The following is a 21,964-nucleotide window of genomic DNA, read 5'->3' on the forward strand; positions in this document are numbered from 1 at the left end:
GCCCTGCTGTCAGGTTACCTGTTGTCACATGCTCAGAGCGCCATCTTCGTCCGCTCGAACCGCCCGCTCGCCAGCCACCTTCGCAACCGATCCACCGCCACCCGCGGATATTCCACCGCCTGGCCCCGGAATACCTCCGTCGTGCTGGACAGGATGTCGTTGGCCAGCAGCACCTGCCGCGCCGCGAGCAACGCCTCGAGATCCTCGTCGGACACCTCCGGCAGCTCCCGCACCGCCGCGTATCCCTCCCGCAGCGCCGCCTCCGACTCCCCGCTCGGCTCACGCAGGTAGAAGGTCGCATTCGCCAGGTCCAGCGCCGGCACCGCCAGCCGCGCATCGTCGAAGTCGAAGATCGACAGCCGTCCCTCGTGCCACTTGAGGTTGCCGCCGTGCAGGTCCGCGTGGATCGGCACCAGATCCTGCCCCGCCCACACCCGAGCGATCGCGTCCTCACCCCGCTCCAGCGCCGACGCCACCACCGCCCGCTCCTCCTCGGTGAACCCCGGCCACCCGCTCAGCAGGTCCTCCTCACCCACCAGCACCCCCGCCTGGCTGGGCAGGGAGGCGTCGGCCGGCACACGCCATACCTGGGCGTGGTCGTGCAGCTGGGCCATCGCCGAGCCGAGCGCCCGCGACTGCTCCGGGTCGAGGTCGCCGCCGATGTCCGGCCCGGGCAGCCAGGTGCTCGCCGTCACCAACGCGGCCCGCCCCAGCTCGGCGCTCGGCACCTGGGCGAACCACTCGCCGCCGACCGTGCGCAGCGGGTCGGGCACGCTCACCTCGGTCTGCGTCGCGAGCGCGTGCTGCCAGGCCTGCTGCCCGCGCAGGTGCTCGGCCGTGGAGCGCGAGTTGGTGCCGACGCGCAGCGCGATCCTGCCGTCGGGAGTGTCGACGCGGAAGGTGGTGTTGTAGGCGTGCAGCGCGACCTCCATCCGCGCCACCTCGAGCCCGAACTCCTCCGCGGCGGCCAGCGCGACCCGCCGCAGCGCCTCGATCTGGCTCGCCTCATCCAGGTACCGGTATGCCGTGTCCACCGCCCCACCCTGCCACCCCGCTCGGGCGGTCGAAAACCCTTGGTCGGCAGCGCTGGCCGAGGTCACGTGGAAGTCGTCACGTGGAAGTCGGGGACGTATCCGACTCTCACGGGACGACAACCACGGGACGCCCTCAGGGAACGAACTCGCAGAAGCTCTCGTAGTGATCCTGCGTGTAGTACCAGACGTCGGGGTCGGTCTCCTCGCGCCCGCCGGTGACGATCCGCCGCTGCCCGCGGTGGTGCAGGCCGGGCGTCTCGACGGTGAACTCGCGGTAGTACATCCGGTGCTCCTCCGGCAGGATCCCCTCGAAGTTGCCGAAGTGGGTCCCGTCGCGGTCGGGGTGGTCATACGGCCCGCCCGCCCAGATGTCCTCGATCACCGGGATCATCGTCGCGGGCAGGATGTCGTCGTCGCAGGCGTCGATCCCGTCCCAGTCCCGCGTGTCGATCCCGGCCGGCTCGACGAGGTCCTCGCCCTGGTCGTGGGTCGGCTCCGGCGTCCCTTGCGTATGCGGTGTGGTCGCCTCGGCTGTCCCGCCCGGCTGGGCAGCGGTGGCGTCGGTCGACTGCGCTTCGGTCGATTGCGCTTCGGTCGACTCCTCTGTCTGCGCCGGCTGCCCGAAGGTCGCGGCCGAGGTCGGTGTGGGCGAACCACCCTGTGCCTCGCCGCCCTGATCACCGTCCCCGCTGAAGGTCCACCACAGCAGGACCAGCACCAGCACGATGAGCAGGCCCGCCAGCCAGGGCGGCACCTTCACGGCTGGTCCCCGATCGTGGAGCGCCGAGCACCGGCGGCGATCACGGCCAGGTCGGCCTCGTCGAGGATTTCGGCGAGGATCCACCAGTGCCGCCCGTCGGTGCGTGCCAGACTCTCGGCGTCCTCCCACAGCAGCGCAACCGGCCCTGGCCAATGGTCGCCCAGGTCCCGCAGCGAGTCAGCCAGCGCATCGAGATTGCGCCCGGCGCTCTCGGGCAGCCGCAGCGCCTTGGCGATCGAGGCCTGCGTCGCGCGGAAGTCCTCGGGGTCGGTCGAGGCGACGGCCACGTCATACCCATCCTCGCGGAGCTGCTCCAGGAGCAGGTGCGCGTCGTCGGCGCTGGCGACGATCACGAGCGGTCCAGGTGCGCGAGCAGCTCGGGCGCGATACCGACGTAGGAGGCCGGGGTGAGCTCGACCAGCCGCGCCTCCTCGGCCTCCGGCAGCCCGAGCCCGCGGACGAACTCCACCAGCTCCTCCTGCCCGATCCGGCGTCCGCGGGTCAGCTCCTTGAGCCGCTCGTAGGGGTTGGTCATGCCCTCGACCCCGCGCGCGGCCAGCGCCCGCATGACCGACTGGATCGGCTCGGCGAGCACCTCCCAGTTGCCGTCGAGGTCCTTGGCCATCGTTTCCGGCACGGCATCCAGCCCGGCCAGCCCGCGCGAGACGTTGTCGATCGCGAGCAGCCCGTGCCCGAGGGCGGTCCCGATATTGCGCTGCATCGAGGAGTCGGTGAGGTCGCGCTGCAGGCGGCTGGTCACCAAGGTCGAGGCGAGTACGTCGAGGAGGGCGTTGGACACCTCGAGATTGGCCTCGGCGTTCTCGAACCGGATCGGGTTCACCTTGTGCGGCATCGTGCTCGAGCCGACGGTGCCCTGCCCGCGCACCTGGGCGAAGTAGCCCATCGAGATGTAGGTCCAGACGTCGGTGCACAGGTTGTGCAGGATCCGGTTGAAGCGCGCCACGTCGGCGTAGAGCTCGGCCTGCCAGTCGTGGCTCTCGATCTGGGTCGTCAGTGGGTTCCAGGTCAGTCCGAGGTGCTCGACGAAGGTGCGGCTCACCTCCTGCCAGTCGGCTTCGGGGACCGCGACCACGTGCGCGCCATATGTCCCCGTCGCCCCATTCACTTTGCCCAGGTATGTCGTGTCACTCACCCGATCCAACTGCCGGGTCATGCGCCAGGCCAGCACGGCGAGCTCTTTGCCCATGGTGGTCGGCGTCGCCGGCTGACCGTGCGTGTGGGCCAGCAGGGGTACCTCGGCGAGCTCCTGCGCCATACCCGACAGCTGGTCGACCATTGCGGTGGCGCGGGGGAGCCAGACCTGCTCGATGGCGCCCTGGACCATGAGCGCGTAGGAGGTGTTGTTGATGTCCTCGCTGGTGCAGGCGAAGTGGACCAGCTCGCCCAGGGAGTCGACGCGGGCGGCCTGGTCGCTGCTGTCGAGGATGTCGGCGAGACGGCGGCGCAGGTAGTACTCGATCGCCTTCACGTCGTGCACCGTCTCGGCCTCGATCGTGCGGAGCTCCCCGATCGCGTCGGCATCGAAGTCGGTGACGAGCGCCCGCAGCGCGGCCTGCTCGTCGGCGGAGAGTTCACCCGCGCCGGGGACGACCTGCTGGGTGACGAGGTGGATCAGCCACTCGACCTCCACGTGCAGCCGGGCCCGGTTGAGGGCGGCCTCGGAGAGGTGGTCCACCAGCGGCGCGACGGCCCCGCGGTAGCGCCCATCGAGTGCCCCCAGCGCGATCGGCGGGCTGAGCTCGGACAGGGGTGTGCGGCAGGCAGGCAGCGGCATGGTCGTCATTCTCCCACTGCTGGAGGCTCCCGGCGTTGCTCCCCTCGCGACGTACCATCCAAGGCCCCCAGACAAGGTTGCTCACGCAATGTCATGGATATTGCCTTGCATACCGTGAGCAACCTTGTCTCGCGAAAACCCGGCCCGGGGCAGAGCGCTCAGAACCCCGGCCCGGACCTGAGAGCTCAGGCCTTCTTGTCCGGGTCGATCTCGTCGGCCTGCACGTAGTCGTCGGTGACCCGGTCGCGGTGGTCGCGCGCGACGCGGCTGGCCTCATCGGCCTTCTCCTGCAGGCGGTCCGCCTCGACGCGGGCCTCGCGGGCCTTGCCCTGGAGCTCGCTGGCGCGCTCCTCGACACCGGCCGCATAGCTTTCGCCACCGGCGGCGCGCTCACGAAGGCCACTCGCTTCCTGCCGTGCTTCCTCGCGCTTCTTGCGCTGCTGGATCGCCACGACGATCACGATCAGGGCGATGACGACGATCGCTCCGACGATCAGCCAGATCCACAGGTCATCGGTCATGAGCGGTTCCTCCTAGGTTCGGGTGTGCGCCCACCAACCTAGGGGTGGACGGCCTCAACCTCCACCGGAGCCGCGGCCAGCTCGACGGTCGTCCAGCCCGCGAGGTCGTCCGGCCGGTGGCTGACCAGCACGAACGCCCGCTCGCCGCCCGCCGCCAACAGCCCACCGATCGCGCGCTCCGCCGTCGCGTCATCGAGGTGCGCGGCCGGCTCGTCGAGCAGCACGACCGGCCGTTCCGACAGCATGGCCCGGGCCAGGGCGAGCCGCGCGCGCTCGCCGCCGGACAGCCCGGTGAGCAGGGTGTCCAGGCCCTCGGGCAGCGTCCCGAACCACCACCCCAGGTCCACTCCCTCTAGCGCCGCGAGCATCTCATCGTCGCTCGCGTCGGGGCGGGCCAGGGCGAGGTTGGCCCGCACCGAGCCCGCGAATGCGTGCGGCTCGTCGTCCACCACCGCGATCCGCGCGCGCACCGTGTCGAGGTCCAGGGCGAGGGCATCGGTGCCGTCCACGGCATATTGGCCGGACGTGGGGTCGAGGTGCCGCGCCAGCACCGCCAGCGCGGTGGACTTGCCCGATCCGTTGGGTCCGGTCAGCGCCAGGCGGTCGCCCGCGGCCAGGTGCAGGTCGAGCTCTCGCAGGTCCCTGGTATGCCGATCCCCACCCGTCCACGACGCACTCACCCGGTCCAGGGTCAGCTCGGGCGCGTGACCACGGGGTAGGGGCAGGTCGCCGGTGTCGGCCACGGCCGGCTGCTGGCCCAGCACCTGCTCCAGGCGTTTGGCGGCAGCGCGGGCACGGGCCCGAGCACCGGCGATGTCAGCGACCCCGACCCAGGTGTCAGCGAGGGCCATCGGCACCAGAGCCACCAGCGCGGCATAGGGGCCGGAGAGGTCACCTGCCGCATGTGCCTGCCACGCCAGCCACGCCACGACGGCGCTGGTCGCAGCGACCACGATCCACGCCAGCGCGATCCCCACGGCCCGGGCGCGGATCAGCCGCTCCTCCGTCACGAGCTGCTCCTCCTCAGCCACCCGCACCCCCTCCACCAGCCGATCCCGCTCCCGACCTTGATCCCGTTCCCGACCCCGCTCCCGACCCCACTCCCGCTCCCGCTCACCCATCCCCGACCGGACGTCTGTCATGTCGCTCAGATCGCCCACCGAACGCGCGCCATGCTCGCCAGAGGGCCCACCGGACGCGCGATCGGCCGACCCACCCATCCCGATCACGGACTGCACGGCCAGCAACCGACCGGCCACCCCGGTTACCTCTCGTTGCACCCGACCGCGGGCTGCCACCGCCTCCTGCTGAGCCCCGCGCTCCAGCGTGAAACACAGCACCGCCAGGCCCAGCACCAGCAGCGCCCCCACCGCGACGACCCCACCAGCCAGCGGCAGATGCCAGGCTGCGATGACCGCACCCACCGCCGAGGCGATCGCGGCCGACCAGCCCGGCACGGTCACGCGCACCTGCTCGTCGATCACGTCATCCAGGTCGCGCACCACCGTGGTCAGCACCTCGCCGCGACTGCGCCGCCCCAACCGCGCCGGGGTCAGCGGGATCAGTCTCCCGAAGACCTCTGCGCGTCGCTCGGCGAGCTCCTCCAGGGCGACATCGTGGGAGACGACGCGCTCGGCATACCGGAAGACCGGGCGGAACAGCCCGAACGCCCGCACCCCCACGATCGCCACCAGCAGCGTCAGGATCACGGGCATCGTCGACGACTGCACGATCAGCCAGCCGGAGGTCGCGGTCAGCGCCACGCCGCACGAGACCGCGGCGCCGCCGAGCAAGCAGGCGAGGGCCAGGCCGTGGCGTCCGCCGGGGGTGGGGAGGGGTTCGACCTGGCCGGGTACGGGGACCTCGGCATCGTTCCCCACCGACGCCGACCCCGCCGACTGGACCGAGGTGGTCTCGGCGGGGTGAGGGGTGCGGCATACGGGCTCGGGGCGGGGGGCCGGCTCGAGCTCCCACACCTGGTCGGCGAGCTCGGCCAGCGCGGGGTCGTGGGTGACGGCGACGACGTGGCGCTCGCGGGCGATCCCGAGGATGACCGTATGCAGTGTGGGCACCGAGGGTGCAGCCACGTTGGCGGTCGGTTCGTCGAGGAGGATGAGGGGGGTGTCGGAGAGGACCGCGCGGGCGAGCGCGAGGCGGGCGCGCTGGCCGGCGGACAGCCCGAAACCGTCGTCGCCGAGGACCGTGTCGAGACCGTCACGGTGGTCCAGGGCGTCCCACAGGCCGACCTGCTCAAGGGCCGCGACCAGCGCCGCGTCGGGGTGGTCGGCGACGAGCAGCAGGTTGTCGCGGACGGTGCCGGGCAGGATCACCGGGCGCTGAGCGGCGAGGTGCGCGCGAGGTGCCTCGACCTCGCCGGCCGAGGGGGTACGGAGCCCGGCGAGCAACTCGAGCGCGGTGGTCTTGCCCGCTCCGGAACGCCCTACCAGTGCGGTCAGGCCAGGGCCGGCAGGGCTCGCCAGCGAGATGTCGACGATCGTGCGCTCGCGGCCTGGTTGGGCGTAGGACACGTCGCGCAGCGCGATCGCCCGGCTGGCGTCGCTCGCCAGCTCCGTCGCGCGTTCGGTGGCCGATTCTGGCGACACAGCGCGCGTCCGGTGGCTGTTGTCGGCGACATCCTGCGCGTCCGGTCGGGAAGGGGCGGCATCCTCGTCACCGTGGCCACCGAGGACGCCGTCCTCGGCGAGCGACTCCAGCGCGGCCGCGCCGTCGGCGGCGTTGTGGAACTCCTGGCCGACGCGGCGGACCGGCCAGTACGCCTCGGGGGCGAGCAGGATCGCCATCAGCCCGACGCCCAGGTCCAGCTGCCCATAGGCCAGCCGCAGCCCGACGGCCACTGCGACCATCGCCACCGAGATCGTCGCGAGCAGCTCCAGCGCGGCGGTGGACATGAAGGCGGTCCGCAGGGTCTTGACCGTGGCCGTCCGGTGCCGTTCGCCGACCTCGCGCACCACCACGACCTGCGCCGTCGCCCGCCCGTAGTTCACCAGCGTCGGCAGCCCCCGCACCACGTCCAGGAAGTGCCCGGCGAGCAGCGCCATCGCGCCCCACCGCTGCTCGGTCTCATCACGCGTGTGCATCCCGATCAGCGCGGCGAAGATCGGCAATAGCGGCAGCGTCAGCACCACGATCAGCGCGCTCCACGGGTCGATCCACAGCAGCGCCAGGATCGCCAGCGCCGGCACCACCGCCGCGCTCACCAACGAGGGCAGGTAGCGCGCCACATAGGGCTCGACCGCCGACACCGCCTCGGTCGCCCGGGTCACCGCCACCTCGTCGGAAGGCCGCGACTCCACCGGCTGCCCGAGCCAGTGCCGCAGCGCCGCCAGCCGGACGACCGCGGCCACCCGCAGCCCGGCGCGGCGAGCGACATACTCCGACACCCCGGCCAGCGCCCCACGCACCACCAGCAGCCCCACCAGCCACCCCAGCACCGGGCCCAGCGGCCCTCCGCGGACCACCTGCAGCACGGTCAGCGCGAGCACCACCGCCTGGGCGATCGCGACCGCGCCGGACAGGATCCCGACGGCCGACAGCAGCGCCACCGGCCCCCGGGTCGCGGGCAGCGCGCGCAGCAGGGCGGGGTCGAACGGGCGCATGATCCTCTTTCGTCTCGGTCGTGTCTGGCGGGAGGACCGACCGGGGTCGGACTCCTCGGGTCCCCTCATCGTCCCGTATGCCGTTTCCCCCCTCAGTGCTGCGCCCGCGCCCCCGCGGGTGGCGGGGTCGCGGGCGCAGCGTGGGGGACGCGAGCTCGGCTCAGCTCGGGCTGTGCTCCTTGACCGCGGTCTCCTCGGTGACCGCAGCGTGGTGCACGCCGGTGGGGATGTGGTGTCCGGAGACCCGCTTGCGGAAGGTCCAGTAGGTCCAGGACTGGTAGAGCAGCACGATCGGGGTGAAGATGACCGCCACCACGGTCATGATCCCGAGCGTCTTCTGGGTGGACGAGGCGTTCTCCACGGTCAGCGACAGGCCGTCGGCCAGCGTGGTCGGCATGACGTTGGGGAAGAGCGCGACGAAGAGCGCGGCGGTGGCCAGCGCGATCGTCACGAAGGTGCCGGTGAAGCCCCAGCCCTCGCGACCCTTCCAGGCCATGAACAGGCCGCCGACGAAGGTCAGCGCCGCCAGGATCGCCAGGATCCAGGAGACGGCGTTGCCATTGCGGGCCATCATGATGACCAGCCACAGCACAGCCAGGACCGCCGACCCGGCACCCAGCTTGAGCGCCAGCGCCCGGGCGTCGTGCCGCAGCTGACCGTCGGTCTTCAGCGCGATGAACAGCGCGCCGTGGGTGAGGAAGAGCGAGAGCGTCACCAGGCCGCCGAGGAGGGCGAGCGGGTTGAGCAGGTTCCAGAAGCCGCCGACGTATTCCATGTTCGCGTCGATCGGCACGCCATTGACGATGTTGGTGAAGGCCACGCCCCACAGCAGCGCGGGGATGAACGAGCCGATGATGATCATCCAGTCCATCCGGACGCGCCAGACGCGGGAGTCGACCTTGCCGCGGTACTCCAGCCCGATGCCGCGGATGATCAGCCCGACCAGGATGAGCAGCAGCGGCAGGTAGAAGCCGGAGAACAGCGTGGCGTACCAGTGCGGGAAGGCCGCGAAGGTGGCGCCACCGGCGGTCAGCAGCCAGACCTCGTTGCCGTCCCAGAAGGGTCCGATCGAGGACAGCATCTGCCGCTTGCGGGTCTCGCCGGAGTGCGGGCCGCCCTCGGGCGAGGTGCGCGCCTTGGTCGCCTCGCCGGGGCCGACGTAGCCCGCCTCGTCGCGCCCCAGCACCGGCAGCAGCATCCCGACGCCGTAGTCGAAGCCCTCCAGGACGAAGTAGCCGATCCACAGCACGGCGATGAGGATGAACCAGATCGTGGTCAGTTCCATGTCGAGTCAGTTCCTTTTCCCGTATGCCGTGAGCTCAGTAGGTGAAGACGAACTCGTCGTCCTCGGACCGGTTCGAGGGGTCGTAGGACGCGTCCTCGGGGACCTGCTCGGCTCCGGCGCGGCCGTAGCGCAGGCTCAGCCCGACCATGGCCACGGCGAGTACGCCGTAGAGCAGGGTGTAGACGATCATCGAGGTCAGCACGGTGCCGGCGCCGACGCCGGGGGAGACGCCGGTCTGGGTGGACATCAGGCCCATCACCAGCCAGGGCTGGCGGCCCATCTCGGTGAAGATCCAGCCGAAGGAGTTGGCGAAGAGCGGGAAGAAGAGCACGGTCGCGCCGGCCCAGGCCCACCACTTCTTGCCCTCCATCCGGGTCTCGGACTCACCATCGCCCTTGCGCAGCGCCCACAGGGCGGCGGCGGCGATGATCATCGCGGCGAAGCCGAAGCCCATCATCAGGCGGAAGGACCAGTAGGTGACCGGGATGATCGGCCGGTAGTCCTCGACCTCGGTGAGGTCGTTGCCGGCGTAGGTCTGCTGGTAGCGCTCCTGGATGTGGTTGATGCCCTCGACCGGGCCCTCCAGGTCGCCGGTGGCCAGGTAGGACAGCAGCTTGGGCACGGTCAGCGCCCAGATCTCCTCGCTGCCGTCCAGGGTGCCGACGGTGATGATCGAGAAGGGTGCGCCCACGCCCTCGGGGACGTCCTCGTAGAGACCTTCGGCGGCCGCCATCTTCATCGGCTGCACCTCGGTCATGATCTTGCCCTGGATGTCGCCGGAGACGATCACCCCGAGCGAGCTGATCAGCAGCGCCCAGGCGCCGAGCTTGGCGGCCTTGCGGTACATGGGCTTGTCGGCGCGGGGGGTGCCCGAGCGCCACAGGTGCCACAGCGCGAAGGCCAGCACGAAGGCGCCACCGGTCATGATCGCCGCGGTGAGCACGTGCGGGAAGGTCACCAGCTGGACCTTGTTGGTGAGCACGGCCAGGAAGTTGGTCAGCTCGGCGCGGCCGGTCTCAGGGTTGAGGGTGTAGCCGACCGGGTTCTGCATGAAGGAGTTGGCGGCCAGGATGAAGTAGGCAGACAGCACCGTGCCGATGTGCACGATCCAGATGCAGGCGGCATGCAGCTTCTCCGGGATCCTGCCCCAGCCGAAGAGCCACAGGCCCAAGAAGGTGGACTCCAGGAAGAAGGCGAGCAGCGCCTCGATCGCGAGCGGGGCGCCGAAGATGTCCCCGACGAAGCGGGAGTAGTCCGACCAGTTCATCCCGAACTGGAACTCCTGCACGATGCCGGTGACCAGGCCCAGCGCGAAGTTGATGGTGAAGAGCTTGCCGAAGAACTTGGTCAGCCGCAGCCACTGCGGGTTGCGCGTGCGCATCCACACGGTCTGCATGATCGCGACCAGCAAGGACAGGCCGATCGTGATTGGCACGAAGAAGTAGTGGTAGACGGTCGTGATGCCGAACTGCCACCGGGCCAGTTCCAAGGCCTCCATGGACGCTCCCCGCTCGCTGAAGGTGGTGGGTGTCCGCGCGGTCTGCGCGGGGCGGTTTACTACCTGCCGTCGTACAACATACTCCCCGGTCAGCCCCGGTTTCGACCCCCGCCCCCAGATGTGACCAACGCGACATCCCCCCGTAGGAGTGGGAGGGAGAGAGGCCCTCAGACGACGACGAGCAGCAGCACCAGCGCCCACGGCAGCGCGAGCGCACCGACGGCCGCGACCGGCAGCCCGGTGCGCAGCCAGGTCGGAGCGTCCGGCGCGGCCAGCGCCCGCAGCCGGGCGTGCACGTGGTGCCCCGCCGAGAACACGGTGTCAGCTCGCGCAGTGGTCATCCGCAGCTGGCCGTGCTCGGAACCGACCGGGCTCGGGCCGGGGTGACCACCCGCCATCGCGACCAGCGCCCGACCGAGGGTCGGGGGATCGACGTGGGAGAGGGCACCGCGGTCGGCGAGCAACTCGGCCAGCAGGTGCACCTCGCGCAGCGCCGAGGGCGCGCGCACCGCGGCCGGCACCGCCTCGTGCAGCACGGTGAACAACTCGAGCAGCAGGTCGTGCCGCTGGGCCAGGTGGGCGTCCTCGTGCGCGAGCACGGCGTCCAGCTCGTGGTCGTCGAGGCTGTCCAGAGCGGCGCGGCTGAGGACGACGCGTTCGCGTCGCCCAGGGAGGCAGTATGCCGTGGCCTCGCCCTCGCTGATCATCATCACCCGACGCTTGTGGTCACCGGGGAGGCGGATGTGCCGGTGCGCACCCATACCAGCGACGGGGCCGGTCGGCGGGGGCTGGGCACCGACGTCGTCGCCGTCCTCCAGGCGCTCGCCGACCAGGTCGACGAGCTGGGCGTGCGTGGCCCGCATCCTGCGCAGGTCGCTGCCCACCCGGTGACCGGACCACAGCAGCCGGCCCAGCACGAGCAGCGAGACGATGAGCGCGGCCGCCAGCAGGCGCGGCCGGTCGGTGCCGAAGGTCAGCGCCGCCACCGGGGTGGCGAGCAGCGCGCAGGAGACCCCGGCCAGCGAGACGGCCTGCCAGAGGAAGAGAGCCTGACCCGGGACAGCACGCAGCGCCGTCCACCGCGCCAGCAGGCGGGGGACGACGATCGTGAGCAGCAGCGCCCCGCCGATCAGGCAGGCGGTGACCACCGGGCCGGTCAAGATGATCAGGTGTGTTTGGCCTCGACGTCAGCGAGGGCGGCGCGCAGGTCCTCCAGCTCGGCCGGGCTGGCGTCGCTGAGGAAGTGCATCATCGCCAGCCGACGGTCGGCCTGGACCCCATCCAAGGTGGACCGCAGCGCAGCACCCGCAAGCTCTTCGCGGGAGGAGGCAGCGGTGTAACGCCACGCGCGCCCGTCGCGGGTGCGGGTGGCGATCCCCTTCTTGGCCAGCCGGTCCAGCACGGTCATCACCGTGGTGTAGGCCAGCTCCTTGCTCCCGGACGCCTCCATGGTGTCCATCACCTCGCGCACGGACAGGTCGGGACCGTGCGACCACAGCGCATCCATGACGGTGCGTTCGAGGTCGCCGAGAGAGCTGGTCCGCAGGCGCATGGACCAATACTACGCGTTGTCGGGCACGGGTGGCTAGCCCTGGTGCTCTCTTCCGTGCGACACAAGCGCGACACAAGGGCGATACACCTGTCCCGTGAGGACGCTGGCTGAAGTGCTGAGGGATGGCCCGTTGGGCGGGCCGGGCGATGTCGCGCGCATCGCAGCCCTGCTCGCCGAGCAGGTGCGTTTCGGGCATGACCAGGGGGCGGTGCACGGCGACCTTGGACCCGAGACGGTGCGGGTCGAGTCGCGTGGAGCCGACTGGGCCGTGCACCTCGACCAGCCTCGAGCGCACGGGCCGGCCGAGATGGCCGACCGCTGGCTCCAGACGGCCGCCGGGTTCGTCACCTACGGCATCTTCGCGGCTGCGCTGGTCTTCATCATGGCGGTCACGACGCTCTCTGCGCTGTCCAACTACGGCGTCTCCGAAGGACGCGCCGAGCTGATCGTGATGCTGCTGGGCTCGATCATCGCAGCCGTGGCCTGCGGTTACGCCCGGGTGAAGCTGATCGAGGAGCCCGTGCGCGGCCGCATGGTCGCCCTCGGGATCGCGGCGGCCGGTGTGCTCATGGCCGTCCTTGGTGCGGTCGGCACCGAGGCCGAGCTCGGGCTGGACGCGACGCAGGTTCTCCTGATCGGTCTGATCGCTCCCGCGATTCTGACCTCCCTCGTGCTGGCCCCACCCTCGGTGCGGGCACGCTACGGGCTGCCCTGGGGAGAGCAGAACCAGCTCGGCACCTGAGCGCCTGCCCGGGCCTCAGGCCGGATACCCCTCCGGGTTGGCCTGCTGCCAGCGCCAGGTGTCGGCGCACATGTCCTCCACCGACCGGACCGTGCGCCACCCCAGCTCGGTCTGCGCGCGGGTGGGATCGGCATACGAGGACGCGATGTCACCCGGGCGCCGCTCGACGATCTGGTACGGGATCTCCCGCCCGCTCGCCGCCTCGAAGGCGGCGACCAGCTCCAGGACCGAGGTGCCGCGCCCGGTGCCCAGGTTCCAGACCGACAGCGCGCGGTCGTGCCCGGCGATCCACTCCAGTGCGGCGAGGTGGCCGGCCGCCAGATCCTCGACGTGGATGTAGTCGCGCACCCCGGTCCCGTCCACCGTGTCGTAGTCGTCGCCGAAGACCGACAGCTGCTCGCGGCGCCCGACCGCCACCTGGGCGATGTAGGGCATCAGGTTGTTGGGGACCTCGCTCGGGTCCTCCCCGATCCGCCCGCTCGGGTGCGCCCCGACCGGGTTGAAGTAGCGCAGCAGCGCGACCCGCAGCCACGGGTGCGCGACCGCCGCGTCCCGCAGCACCTGCTCGTTCATCACCTTGGTCCAGCCGTAGGGGTTGGTCGCCGAGGTCGGCAGGTCCTCGGTCATCGGCACGGGCGCGTCCGCGCCGTAGACCGTCGCCGAGGAGGAGAAGACCAGGTGGGGTATGGCGTGCCGCACCATCACCTCGGCCACCGCCAGGGTGGCGCCGAGGTTGTTGCGGTAGTAGGCCAGCGGCTCGGCGACCGACTCACCGACCGCCTTGAACGCCGCGAAGTGGATCACCGCCTCCACCGGCCGCCCCTCAGCGGCCAGCTCGGTGACCAGGCTGTCCAGCTTGTCGATGTCGGCGACGTCGAAGGAGTGGACCGGGATCGCCTGCCCCGCCAGCTCCTCCAGGCGGGAGACCACGGTGGGCCGGGCGTTGCTGAAGTCGTCGACGACGACCACCTCGTGCCCCGCCGCGAGGAGGTGCAGGACGGTGTGCGAGCCGATGTAGCCGGCGCCGCCGGTGACCAGGACGTGCATGGTGATCAGCCTAGTGAGACAGGTGCGACCCGCTGGCCGTCGTGCAGCTCGATGACCTGGTCGGCGCGGCCCATCAGGATCGGGTCGTGGGTGGAGACGATGCTCGCGATGCCCTGGCTGTGCGTCAGCTCGACGAGCAGGTCCATGATCGTGGCCGCGGTAGCCGAGTCGAGCTGGCCGGTGGGTTCGTCGGCGATCAGGATGTCCGGCTGCGCCGCGAGCGCGCGAGCGATCCCAACCCGTTGCTGCTGACCACCGGAGAGCTCGTAGGGCCGCTGCTTGGCGTGGCGGGCCAGCCCCACGAGCTCCAGCGCCTGCTCGACCCGCTGGCTGCGCTCGGCACCGCCCACCTTCTGCAGCCGCAGGGGGACCTCGACGTTCTCGGCGGCCGAGAGCACCGGCACCAGTCCGAAACTCTGGAAGACGTAGCCGATCCGCCCCCGCCGCACCGCCAGCACCTCTTTCTCGGGCAGCTCGGAGAAGACCCTGCCGTCGTCCAGCAGCACCTGCCCGGAGGTCGGTCGGTCCAGCCCGCCGAGCAGGTTGAGCAGCGTCGTCTTGCCCGACCCCGACGGCCCGCGCACCACGGTCAGCCGCCCCGCCGGCACCTCCAGGCTCACGCCGGCCAGCGCGTGCACCTCGGCCGCGCCGGAGCCGAAGGTGCGCGTGAGACCGCGCGCGGTCAGCACGGGGGTCGCCGTCGCCGTGGTCTCTTCGTTGTCCCCGCTGTCCCGGTATGCCGTGTCTCCCCTCCCCGTCCCGTGCTCGCTCATCCTTGCGCTCCCTTCGGGTCGGGCTGCTGGCCTGTCTCGTCGTGAGTCCGACCGTCCTGGGCGCCACCGTCGCCGGCCTCGTCCCGTTCGTGAGGCAGGCCGTGCTCGACATCGTCGGCCCAGACGCCGACATGCTCGGACTCCTTGCTCAGGCGGACGCGGTCGCGCAGCCCGAACTCCTCGACATGGCTCGCCGGCAGCTGGATGCGGCCGGCCCGGTCGATGACGGTGTACTCGCGGGCCACGGTCCGCTCGACCCCGTCGGCGTCCACGACCTTCTGACGCAGCACCTCGGTGGAGGTGCGGCCGTCCCGGATCTGCACGGTGCGGCGGACGTGGTCGGAGACGGTGGGGTCGTGCGTGACGACCAGGACGGTGGTGTCCAGTTCCCCCGCCGCCATCCGCATCGCCTCGAGGACCTGCTCGGAGGCGGCGTCGTCCAACTCACCGGTGGGCTCGTCCGCGAGCAGCACGGCGGGGGAGTTGGCCAGCGCGGTCGCGATCGCGACCCGCTGCTGCTGACCGCCGGAGAGCTGGGAGGGGCGGCGGTCAGCGCACTCGCCCACGCCGAGCAGCTCGAGCAGCTCGGTGACCCGGGACCCGCGCTCCTTGCGGTTGCTGATCACCATCGGCAGCGCCACATTGTCGGCCGCGGAGAGGAAGGGCAGCAGGTTGCGGGAGGTCTGCTGCCAGACGAAGCCGACCACGTGCCGCTGGTAGTCCACGCGCTGGGCCCGGCTCATCGACAACAGGTCCATGCCGGCCACCGTCGCCTTGCCACCCGTCGGCCGGTCCAGGCCGGACAGGATGCCCAGCAGGGTGGACTTGCCGGAGCCGGAGGCACCGACGAGGGCGACCACGTCGCCGGGGTCGACGACCAGGTTCAGCCCCTGGAGGGCTTGGACCTCGACGCCTTCGGTGGAGTAGATGCGGACGAGGTCCTCGCACCAGATATCGGGCCCGGAGCGAGCTGCGGTGGTCGTGTCGGTCGTGGTCATCGTTCCTCCCCGACGCGCAGGGCCTGCGCGAGGTTGGCGCGCCCGGCGAGCCAGGCGCTGACGGTGATGGCGAGCAGGACGGTCAGGATCACAGCGCCGAGGACGGTGCCGATCACCAGGGGGTCGAGGCTCAGCGACGGCTGCTGCCGCCCGCCGGTGAGCCCGGTCAGATCAAGAGCCCGGACCAGCACCCAGGGCACGAGCAGCCCCAGCACCGAGCCGACGATCAAGGACGTGACGAGCAACGGGCCCAGCTCCCAGGCGGTCAGCGCCCGAGTCTGCCCAGGAGCCAGGCCGAGGGTGCGCAGCACCGCGAGCAGCCGGGCCCGGGCGGCCGCGCCCATCAGCTGGACCACCACCACGGCGAGCACCGTGAGCAGGCCGGTGAGCAGGGTCGCGCCGAGGAAGGCCCGGGTCATGCCGATCGTCACCGGCGAGGAGCTGAACCGATCCAGCTCCTCCTGCACGGTGGTGACGACGCCGCTGCCGATCACCTCCTGGATCGCCTCGCCCACCTCGGTGGCGTCGGCACCCGCGTCGACCGAGATGAGCGCCATCTGAGCGACCGGGACGGTCCGGCCGCGATCGGCCCAGCGCGTCGCGTCCATGAGGAGCCAGTTGCCGGGGGTCTGGTATCCGGGCAGTTCCGCCAGGTGCTCCAGCACCGTGACCGGCATCCGGTTGTTGCCGAGCGTGCCCTCGCCCGTCACCGCCGGGGACCGGCCGCCGGGGACGACGGGGACGGAGTCTCCTGCGGCATACAGGGCCTGGGGCGGTCCGCCGCCGGGAGCATCGGGCGGGATGACCTCGCCGAGGCTCGGGTCGACCAGCAGGACGCGGACGGCCGCGCGCTCGCCGTCGATCCGCAGCTCCTGGGTGCCGCCGGCGTCGGAGATGCGCGCGACCGCGGCGACGCCGTCGACCGCCTCCACCCGCTGGACGAGGTCGTCGGTGAACCACGGCCCGCGGACGCGGACATCGGCGCCGTTCTGCTGCCAGGCGGCCTCCTTCGCGCCCTCGGTGACCGTGGTGAGCAGGACCGCGCTGACCAGCGCGATCGTGGTGCCGAGCACCACGGCCAACGCCGGGACGAGACCGCCGGCGGGGTCACGCAGCGCCCGCGCCGCCCCGAGGAAGGGGGTGAGGCGACGGCCACCGCGCAGGGTGCTGGTCAGCAGCGCGAGGGGGAGGGGATAGAGGCGCAGGGCGAGGACGCAGGCCGCGAGCGCGAGCAGGACCGGGGTGGCGGCGGCGAGCAGGTCGATGCCGGAGTCGGCGCCGCTGTCGCCGCGCTGGCCGCGGTCGAGCAGTCGCCAGGTGGCCAGTGCTGCCAGGCCGAGCACCGCGATCTCGACGATCCAGCGCCACCGGCTGCGGCTGCGCCCGGACAGGTCGCGGCGCTCGTGCAGCAGCGACGCGTCGTCGACCGAGGCGGCCAGCGCGATCGCGGGCGTGAGCGCGATGGCCAGGGTGATCGCCCACTCCCACCAGCGGGTGCTGCCGGGGTAGATCCACCGGGCCAGGAGGTGGCCGAGCACGGCGAGCGGGACCCCGATGGCCAGGCCCTCGAGGGCGACGAGGCCGCGGATCTGGCGCAGGCTGGCGCCGCGCGCCAGCGCGAGCGCGAGCCCCGGGCGGCGGCGGTGCACGATCAGCGCGGCGGCCAGCGCGGTCACCGCGAGCGCCACGCCGAGGGGCCCGGCCGCGACCACGGCGAGCAGGGACGCGGTGGCGCGCTGCTGGCGGACGATCTGGTCCAGGGTGCGGGTCAGCTCGGAGGTGAACAGCGGCATCTGGTCGCCCTCCTGCGGACCCAGCGCCGGGTTGTCGCGGGTGACGAGGACGTGCTGCTGGGCGATCATCGCCGTCAGTTGGCGGCGCAGCTCCGCGGTGTCGACGCGATCGGCGGAGATCGCGCTGGGGTCGACCGGGAACCAGGCGGTCACCCGGGTGGCGGCGGGATTGCCGAGGGTGCCGCGGTTGGTGGGGTTGAGGAAGGCGCTGACCAGGGCCTCGTCACCCAGGTTGGGGTCGGCGATCACGCCCATCCGGGTGGCATTGTCCAGGTGCTGCCAGCGTGGGTCGGCGGGGTCGATCGGCTCGTAGGTGCCGGAGATCCGGAGGTTGTCGCCGATCCGGTCGCCGATCTCCCACTGGAGCTTCTCGGCGGCCTCGGCGAGCACGACGATTTCAGCAGGGTTGAGGCTGCGGCCCGGCCACTCGCCGTCGACGAGCCGGACATGGTCCTCGAGGTAGGGGTCGGCGTAGATCGTCGCGGTGGCGAGGTAGTAGCCGGACTCCACGGCCGGGGTCTGGCCCTGCGCGGTGCTCATCCGCGCGACGAACTGGGCGGGCTGCAGGGCCGAGCGCAGGGGCTCGGGCTGCTGGGCGCGGATGCGCTCGGCGCCCTCGATGAAGGGCTGCCACGGGTCCTCGTGGGCCCGGTCGTCCATCATCAGCGGCTCCACCGTGGTCTGCCAGGAGCCGGTCACGTCCCGGGCTGCGGCGGACAGCGACTGGACGTCACTGGTCAGCTGCCGCCCGTTGACGTCCTCCAGCGCTCGCGGCGCGGCGGTGGCGAGCAGCGAGACGAGGGCGATGAGCAGACCCAGCGCCGCGCTCACCCAGGGGTCGGCGGCGAACTGGCGAAACGCCATACCGGGCCTGGTATGGCGTCGCCCACCCAGGCGGCGACCCTCGCGATGGCGGCCGGTCACCGGATCTCCTCCCGGTAGTCGTTGTCGAGCGCCTGGTGGCGGACGCGGCCGGCCTGGACGAGGAGGACGGCGGCCACGGCGAGCCCGCCCGCGCCCAGGAGGGCTGCCCACGGGCCGACCTCGAGCAGGAGCGGGACGTCGAGCGCGATCTGGTCCCGGGCCGTGGTGGAGCGCGCGAGGGCAGGGACCACCCCGGCGGAGACGGCCCAGCCCGCGGCGAGGCCGAGCAGGACCGCGGCCACGACGACCCCGCCGAGCTCGAGGGCGCGCGAGCGGCCCTGGGCGCGCGGCGGCATACCGAGGGCACGGAGGACGGCGACCTCGGGGCGGCGGCCAGCGAGCAGGGTGGCGGCGACCGCGGCGATGCCGGTCGCGGCCAGCAGGACGGCGCCGGCGGAGGCGACCCAGAAGACGAGGCGGGCGGCGCTGGTGGCGTCGGTGATGGTGACCGAGCCCGGGCCGGTGACCGAGGAGACGCCGCGGATGCCGGCGATCTCACCGACGGCGGTGTCGGCCTGGTCGGGCTGGGGGGTGGCCCAGATCTGCTGCGGGTAGGGGAGGGCGCGGTCGCTCTCGGCGAGCGCCAGGGCCATCGCGTTGCGGTCGACGAGGGCGGCGCTCGGGGCGAGGCTGCCGGGGATGGCGGGCACGACCGCGGCCACCTCGACCCGCACCTGGGTGCCGAAGGCGCGGATCTGAGCCTCATCGCCCACGGCCAGGTCAGCGGCCGCGGCGGCCTGGGCGGTGAGGGCGACCGGCACAACGATCTCGCGGGCGGATCGGGCGCCGGGCAAGGGGTTGTCGCCCGGGCGGCTGGACTGGTCGATCCATGTGAGGCCGGGGGCCACGGTGACCTCGTTGCCGACGTTGGCGGACGGCCCGGTGAGGGACCAGGTCGAGGTGGAGGTGTCCAGCTCCGCCGGGACGTAGGTGCCGGAGAACATGGTCATGCTGCCGTCTGGGTGGTGCTCGACCCAGGGCTCCTCCTCCTCGGCGGCGACCGCCTCGCGCTCGGCGACCACGTCGGGCGTGGCGGCCTCCAGCGAGCCCCAGTCCTGGGTGCCGGTGAGCAGCTCGGTGCCGTCATCGGCGCGGGCGGTGATGGCGAGGGACAGGTCGGGCTGGGCGAGGGTGAAGCGGTTGTCGGGCAGGGTCGGGATGCGCAACCGCAGGTCCTGGAGGTGCTGCTCGGTGCCCTCGGGGAGGGTGAAGGTCACCGTGCCCGAGCCGCCGCCGGGGACGATCTCGCCGTCGGTGTAGGGCGCGCCCTCGGGAACGGTGACGTAGGGAATGTCCATCTCGATCCGGGTGCTGCGGGTCACGCTGGACTGGGCGCTGGCCGGGTCCCAGAAGGTCGCCTCCACCTCCCAGCGGCGGGTGTGCTCCTGGGCGTCCCGCTCGAGCTCGCTGTCGATCCAGCTGCGCGTCATCTCCTCGGCGGTCTCGCGGTCGATGGGGTCGCCGACGTAGACGTGCTGGGGGTCTTCCTCGGTGCTCTCTCCAGTCAGCTCGGCGACGTAGCTGTCGAAACTGTCCTGGAGGGACTGGAGGGTGTCCTGGGAGATGGTGATGTCGGCGTCCAGGGTGATCTCGACGGTGCGCGTGCCGGGTGGGATGGCGATGCCGGTGCTGCCTGCCTCGGCCTCGGGGAGGGCGAGGGCGTCGACGGGGACGAGGTCGGTGCCCCCAGCGACCTCGGCGAGCTGGGCCACGGGGGACATCGTCACCGGCAGCTGGAGGTCGGCGATCCGGCCGTTCTCATCCACCCAGACCGGGCTGACGCGGTCGATGCCGGGGACGTCGGCGAGGGTCATGGGGGGTGGGGTCACCAGCCCGGGCTCGGTGGTGGCGACCGGGGGGATCAGATCGGCCTTGATCGGGGCGCCCTGGGCGATCGCGGCCAGGTCGTCGCGCAGGCGGGCTGAGGTGCCGGCATACAGACCCGCGACCGTCGTGGCACCCACGGCGAGGACGGTGAGGACTGCTGGGACGGCATACACCGTCAGGCGTCGGGACACCTGCGCCGCGGCGAGGTGGCCGGCGGCCGCCCGGGTGGGCCGGGACAGGGTCTCGATCAGGCGGCTGGCCGGGCCGAGGAGCGCCATCGCCACGACCGCGGCGGCGGCGAGGAGGAGGGCGGGTGCAGCCCCGGCGACGAGGTCGGTGCCGAGGCTGCCGTCGGGCGCGGTGACGAGTGGGGAGCCGCTGCGGCGCAACTGCCAGTAGGCGATGGCGGCGGCGCCGATGACCAGGATGAGGGTCGCCAGCGCGGTGGCCGCCCGAGTGCGGCCGGAGAGCTCGGTGACCTGCCCGGCCGCGCTGAGGCGGCGGACCTGCAGGATCGCGACCGCGCTGAGCACGATCAGCAGACCGATCCCGGTGAGGACGGCGACCCGGAGGATGGTGGGGCCCTGGGCGTCGCCGGCGGGGACGAACTGCAGGACGCCCCAGGCGAGGAGGGCGCCGAGCGCGGTGCCCAGGACAGTGACGACCGCGGCCTCGAGGATCGTGCTGACCAGCACCTGGGTGCGGGTGGCGCCGCGCGCGACGAGCAGGCCCGCCTGCGCCTCGCGGGTGGTGGCGAGCAGGCGGGCCAGCTGGACGACCGCGAGCATGGTGACCAGGACGAGCACCGAGAGCGGGATGACGCCGAGAGCGCTGGCGGTGGCCAGGTTGGTGGCCGCCGCGGTCGCGGTGGGAGCGAGGTCGCCGTCGGCGACGACACCGCGCACGTTGACCGTGTCGACGCGAAGGTCCTCGCGGAGGGTCTCGGCGGCGGAGGCGAGGTGGGCCAGGTCGCCGGGCTGGATGCGGGAGGCGTCCGGCTGGACGGTCCACCGCATGAGCGGGGTGTCCACGAAGCGGCCGACGGTGCCGGGGGCCACGATGAGCGGTCCGCGCTCGCTGCCGTCGGTGGTGCGGCCAGCGATCGCCAGACGGTCGCCGAACCAGTAGGCGTCCTCGGGGTCGACCGGGCGCCAGGTGGCGGCAAGGGTGACCTCGACTCCGGCGACGGTCAGGGTGTCACCCACCTCGACCTCCCAGGCCTGGGCGGCGCCGGTATGCAGCATGGCGGGGACCGGGTCGGTGTCCGGCGAGGTGGTGGCGGCGGGCCAGGAGCCGTCGACGAGCTCGACGCGTTCGTCGATGCCCTCGGCGTCCGCGACCAGGCTCGGGCTGGAGATGACGACGAGGCGGCCCTCGAGGGTGCCGTCCTCGCTGCTGGCCTGGCGGGGCTCGCTGACGACGGTGCGTTGGACGCTGACGGGGGCCGGGGCGAAGGCGTCCTGGATGATCCGGGTGGCTGCGGAGTCCTGGGCGGCGGGGTCCTCGGCCTGGCGGGTCTGGATGCGGATGCCGGCCTCGTTGGGCACGGCGCCGGTGATGGCCTGGCGCGCGGCCGTCGTGGCCGCGGCGTCGGAGTAACCCACCGCCCCCGCCAGGATCGCCGTCGTGGCCGTGACCAGCGCCAACAGGGTCAGCAGCAGGCCCGTCGAGGCCCGGGCGCGCCGCAGTGCCCAGCCCAACCACGTCGTCACAGGCTGACGGTAGGCCTGTGGGGGTCCCGCGGCAATCAGGGGAGGGTTTCGTGACCCAAACGTGACCTGGTGGTGGGACGGGCGCG

At 72.1% G+C, this 21,964-nt stretch carries 16 protein-coding genes; 1 reads left to right on the forward strand and 15 read right to left on the reverse strand.

Annotation, left to right across the window (positions count from 1 at the left end; all coding sequences use genetic code 11):
• Nucleotides 1-32: 32 nt before the first annotated feature.
• The 10 genes from ACQBAT_RS01100 to ACQBAT_RS01145 form a co-directional block, all read right to left on the reverse strand.
• Nucleotides 33-1,100 (reverse strand): phosphotransferase enzyme family protein, encoded by a 1,068-nt coding sequence (locus tag ACQBAT_RS01100; RefSeq protein WP_420746376.1) that lies wholly within the window; start codon nt 1,098-1,100, stop codon nt 33-35.
• A gap of 67 nt (nt 1,101-1,167) precedes the next feature.
• Complete coding sequence (locus tag ACQBAT_RS01105) at nt 1,168-1,794, reverse strand: ribonuclease domain-containing protein (protein ID WP_420746377.1); 627 nt, start codon at nt 1,792-1,794, stop codon at nt 1,168-1,170.
• Complete coding sequence (locus ACQBAT_RS01110) at nt 1,791-2,147, reverse strand: barstar family protein (RefSeq protein ID WP_420746378.1); 357 nt, start codon at nt 2,145-2,147, stop codon at nt 1,791-1,793. Before ACQBAT_RS01110 ends, ACQBAT_RS01105 begins: the two co-directional genes overlap by 4 nt.
• The gene (gene purB / locus ACQBAT_RS01115; RefSeq protein WP_420746379.1) at nt 2,144-3,589 is read right to left on the reverse strand and encodes an adenylosuccinate lyase; all 1,446 of its coding nucleotides are present in this window, start codon (nt 3,587-3,589) and stop codon (nt 2,144-2,146) included. Before purB ends, ACQBAT_RS01110 begins: the two co-directional genes overlap by 4 nt.
• 185 nt (nt 3,590-3,774) lie before the next feature.
• The gene (locus ACQBAT_RS01120) at nt 3,775-4,110 is read right to left on the reverse strand and encodes a hypothetical protein (RefSeq protein WP_420746380.1); all 336 of its coding nucleotides are present in this window, start codon (nt 4,108-4,110) and stop codon (nt 3,775-3,777) included.
• Between the two features lie 38 nt (nt 4,111-4,148).
• Nucleotides 4,149-7,727, reverse strand: a complete 3,579-nt coding sequence (locus tag ACQBAT_RS01125) for an ATP-binding cassette domain-containing protein (RefSeq protein WP_420746381.1) — start codon at nt 7,725-7,727, stop codon at nt 4,149-4,151.
• 160 nt (nt 7,728-7,887) lie between these two features.
• Complete coding sequence (gene cydB, locus ACQBAT_RS01130; RefSeq protein WP_420746382.1) at nt 7,888-9,012, reverse strand: cytochrome d ubiquinol oxidase subunit II; 1,125 nt, start codon at nt 9,010-9,012, stop codon at nt 7,888-7,890.
• Between the two features lie 34 nt (nt 9,013-9,046).
• Nucleotides 9,047-10,510 (reverse strand): cytochrome ubiquinol oxidase subunit I, encoded by a 1,464-nt coding sequence (locus ACQBAT_RS01135; RefSeq protein ID WP_420746383.1) that lies wholly within the window; start codon nt 10,508-10,510, stop codon nt 9,047-9,049.
• 167 nt (nt 10,511-10,677) lie between these two features.
• Nucleotides 10,678-11,670 (reverse strand): M56 family metallopeptidase, encoded by a 993-nt coding sequence (locus ACQBAT_RS01140; RefSeq protein ID WP_420746384.1) that lies wholly within the window; start codon nt 11,668-11,670, stop codon nt 10,678-10,680.
• A 5-nt stretch (nt 11,671-11,675) separates the two neighbouring features.
• Nucleotides 11,676-12,062, reverse strand: a complete 387-nt coding sequence (locus ACQBAT_RS01145; protein ID WP_420746385.1) for a BlaI/MecI/CopY family transcriptional regulator — start codon at nt 12,060-12,062, stop codon at nt 11,676-11,678.
• A 94-nt stretch (nt 12,063-12,156) separates the two neighbouring features.
• Between ACQBAT_RS01145 and ACQBAT_RS01150 the strand changes: the two genes are divergently transcribed.
• Nucleotides 12,157-12,804, forward strand: coding sequence for a hypothetical protein (locus ACQBAT_RS01150; RefSeq protein WP_420746386.1), 648 nt, complete (start codon nt 12,157-12,159; stop codon nt 12,802-12,804).
• Between the two features lie 15 nt (nt 12,805-12,819).
• Here the strand turns inward: ACQBAT_RS01150 and galE are convergent, their stop codons facing one another.
• From galE to ACQBAT_RS01175, 5 genes are read right to left on the reverse strand one after another with little or no spacing between them, the layout of a single operon-like run.
• Nucleotides 12,820-13,851: a UDP-glucose 4-epimerase GalE gene (galE, locus tag ACQBAT_RS01155; protein WP_420746387.1), complete on the reverse strand. Its 1,032-nt coding sequence runs from the start codon at nt 13,849-13,851 to the stop codon at nt 12,820-12,822.
• Nucleotides 13,852-13,856: 5 nt separating this feature from the next.
• On the reverse strand, nt 13,857-14,624 hold the full coding sequence (locus ACQBAT_RS01160) for an ABC transporter ATP-binding protein (protein ID WP_420746388.1): 768 nt from the start codon (nt 14,622-14,624) through the stop codon (nt 13,857-13,859).
• Entirely contained in the window at nt 14,621-15,622 is a 1,002-nt protein-coding gene (locus tag ACQBAT_RS01165) for an ABC transporter ATP-binding protein (RefSeq protein ID WP_420746389.1), read from the reverse strand. Before ACQBAT_RS01165 ends, ACQBAT_RS01160 begins: the two co-directional genes overlap by 4 nt.
• Nucleotides 15,619-18,279, reverse strand: a complete 2,661-nt coding sequence (locus ACQBAT_RS01170) for an FtsX-like permease family protein (RefSeq protein WP_420746390.1) — start codon at nt 18,277-18,279, stop codon at nt 15,619-15,621. Before ACQBAT_RS01170 ends, ACQBAT_RS01165 begins: the two co-directional genes overlap by 4 nt.
• A gap of 56 nt (nt 18,280-18,335) precedes the next feature.
• Complete coding sequence (locus ACQBAT_RS01175) at nt 18,336-21,878, reverse strand: FtsX-like permease family protein (RefSeq protein ID WP_420746391.1); 3,543 nt, start codon at nt 21,876-21,878, stop codon at nt 18,336-18,338.
• Between the last annotated feature and the right edge of the window lie 86 nt (nt 21,879-21,964).

The organism is Ornithinimicrobium pulveris, from assembly GCF_050261105.1.
GTDB lineage: Bacteria > Actinomycetota > Actinomycetes > Actinomycetales > Dermatophilaceae > Ornithinicoccus.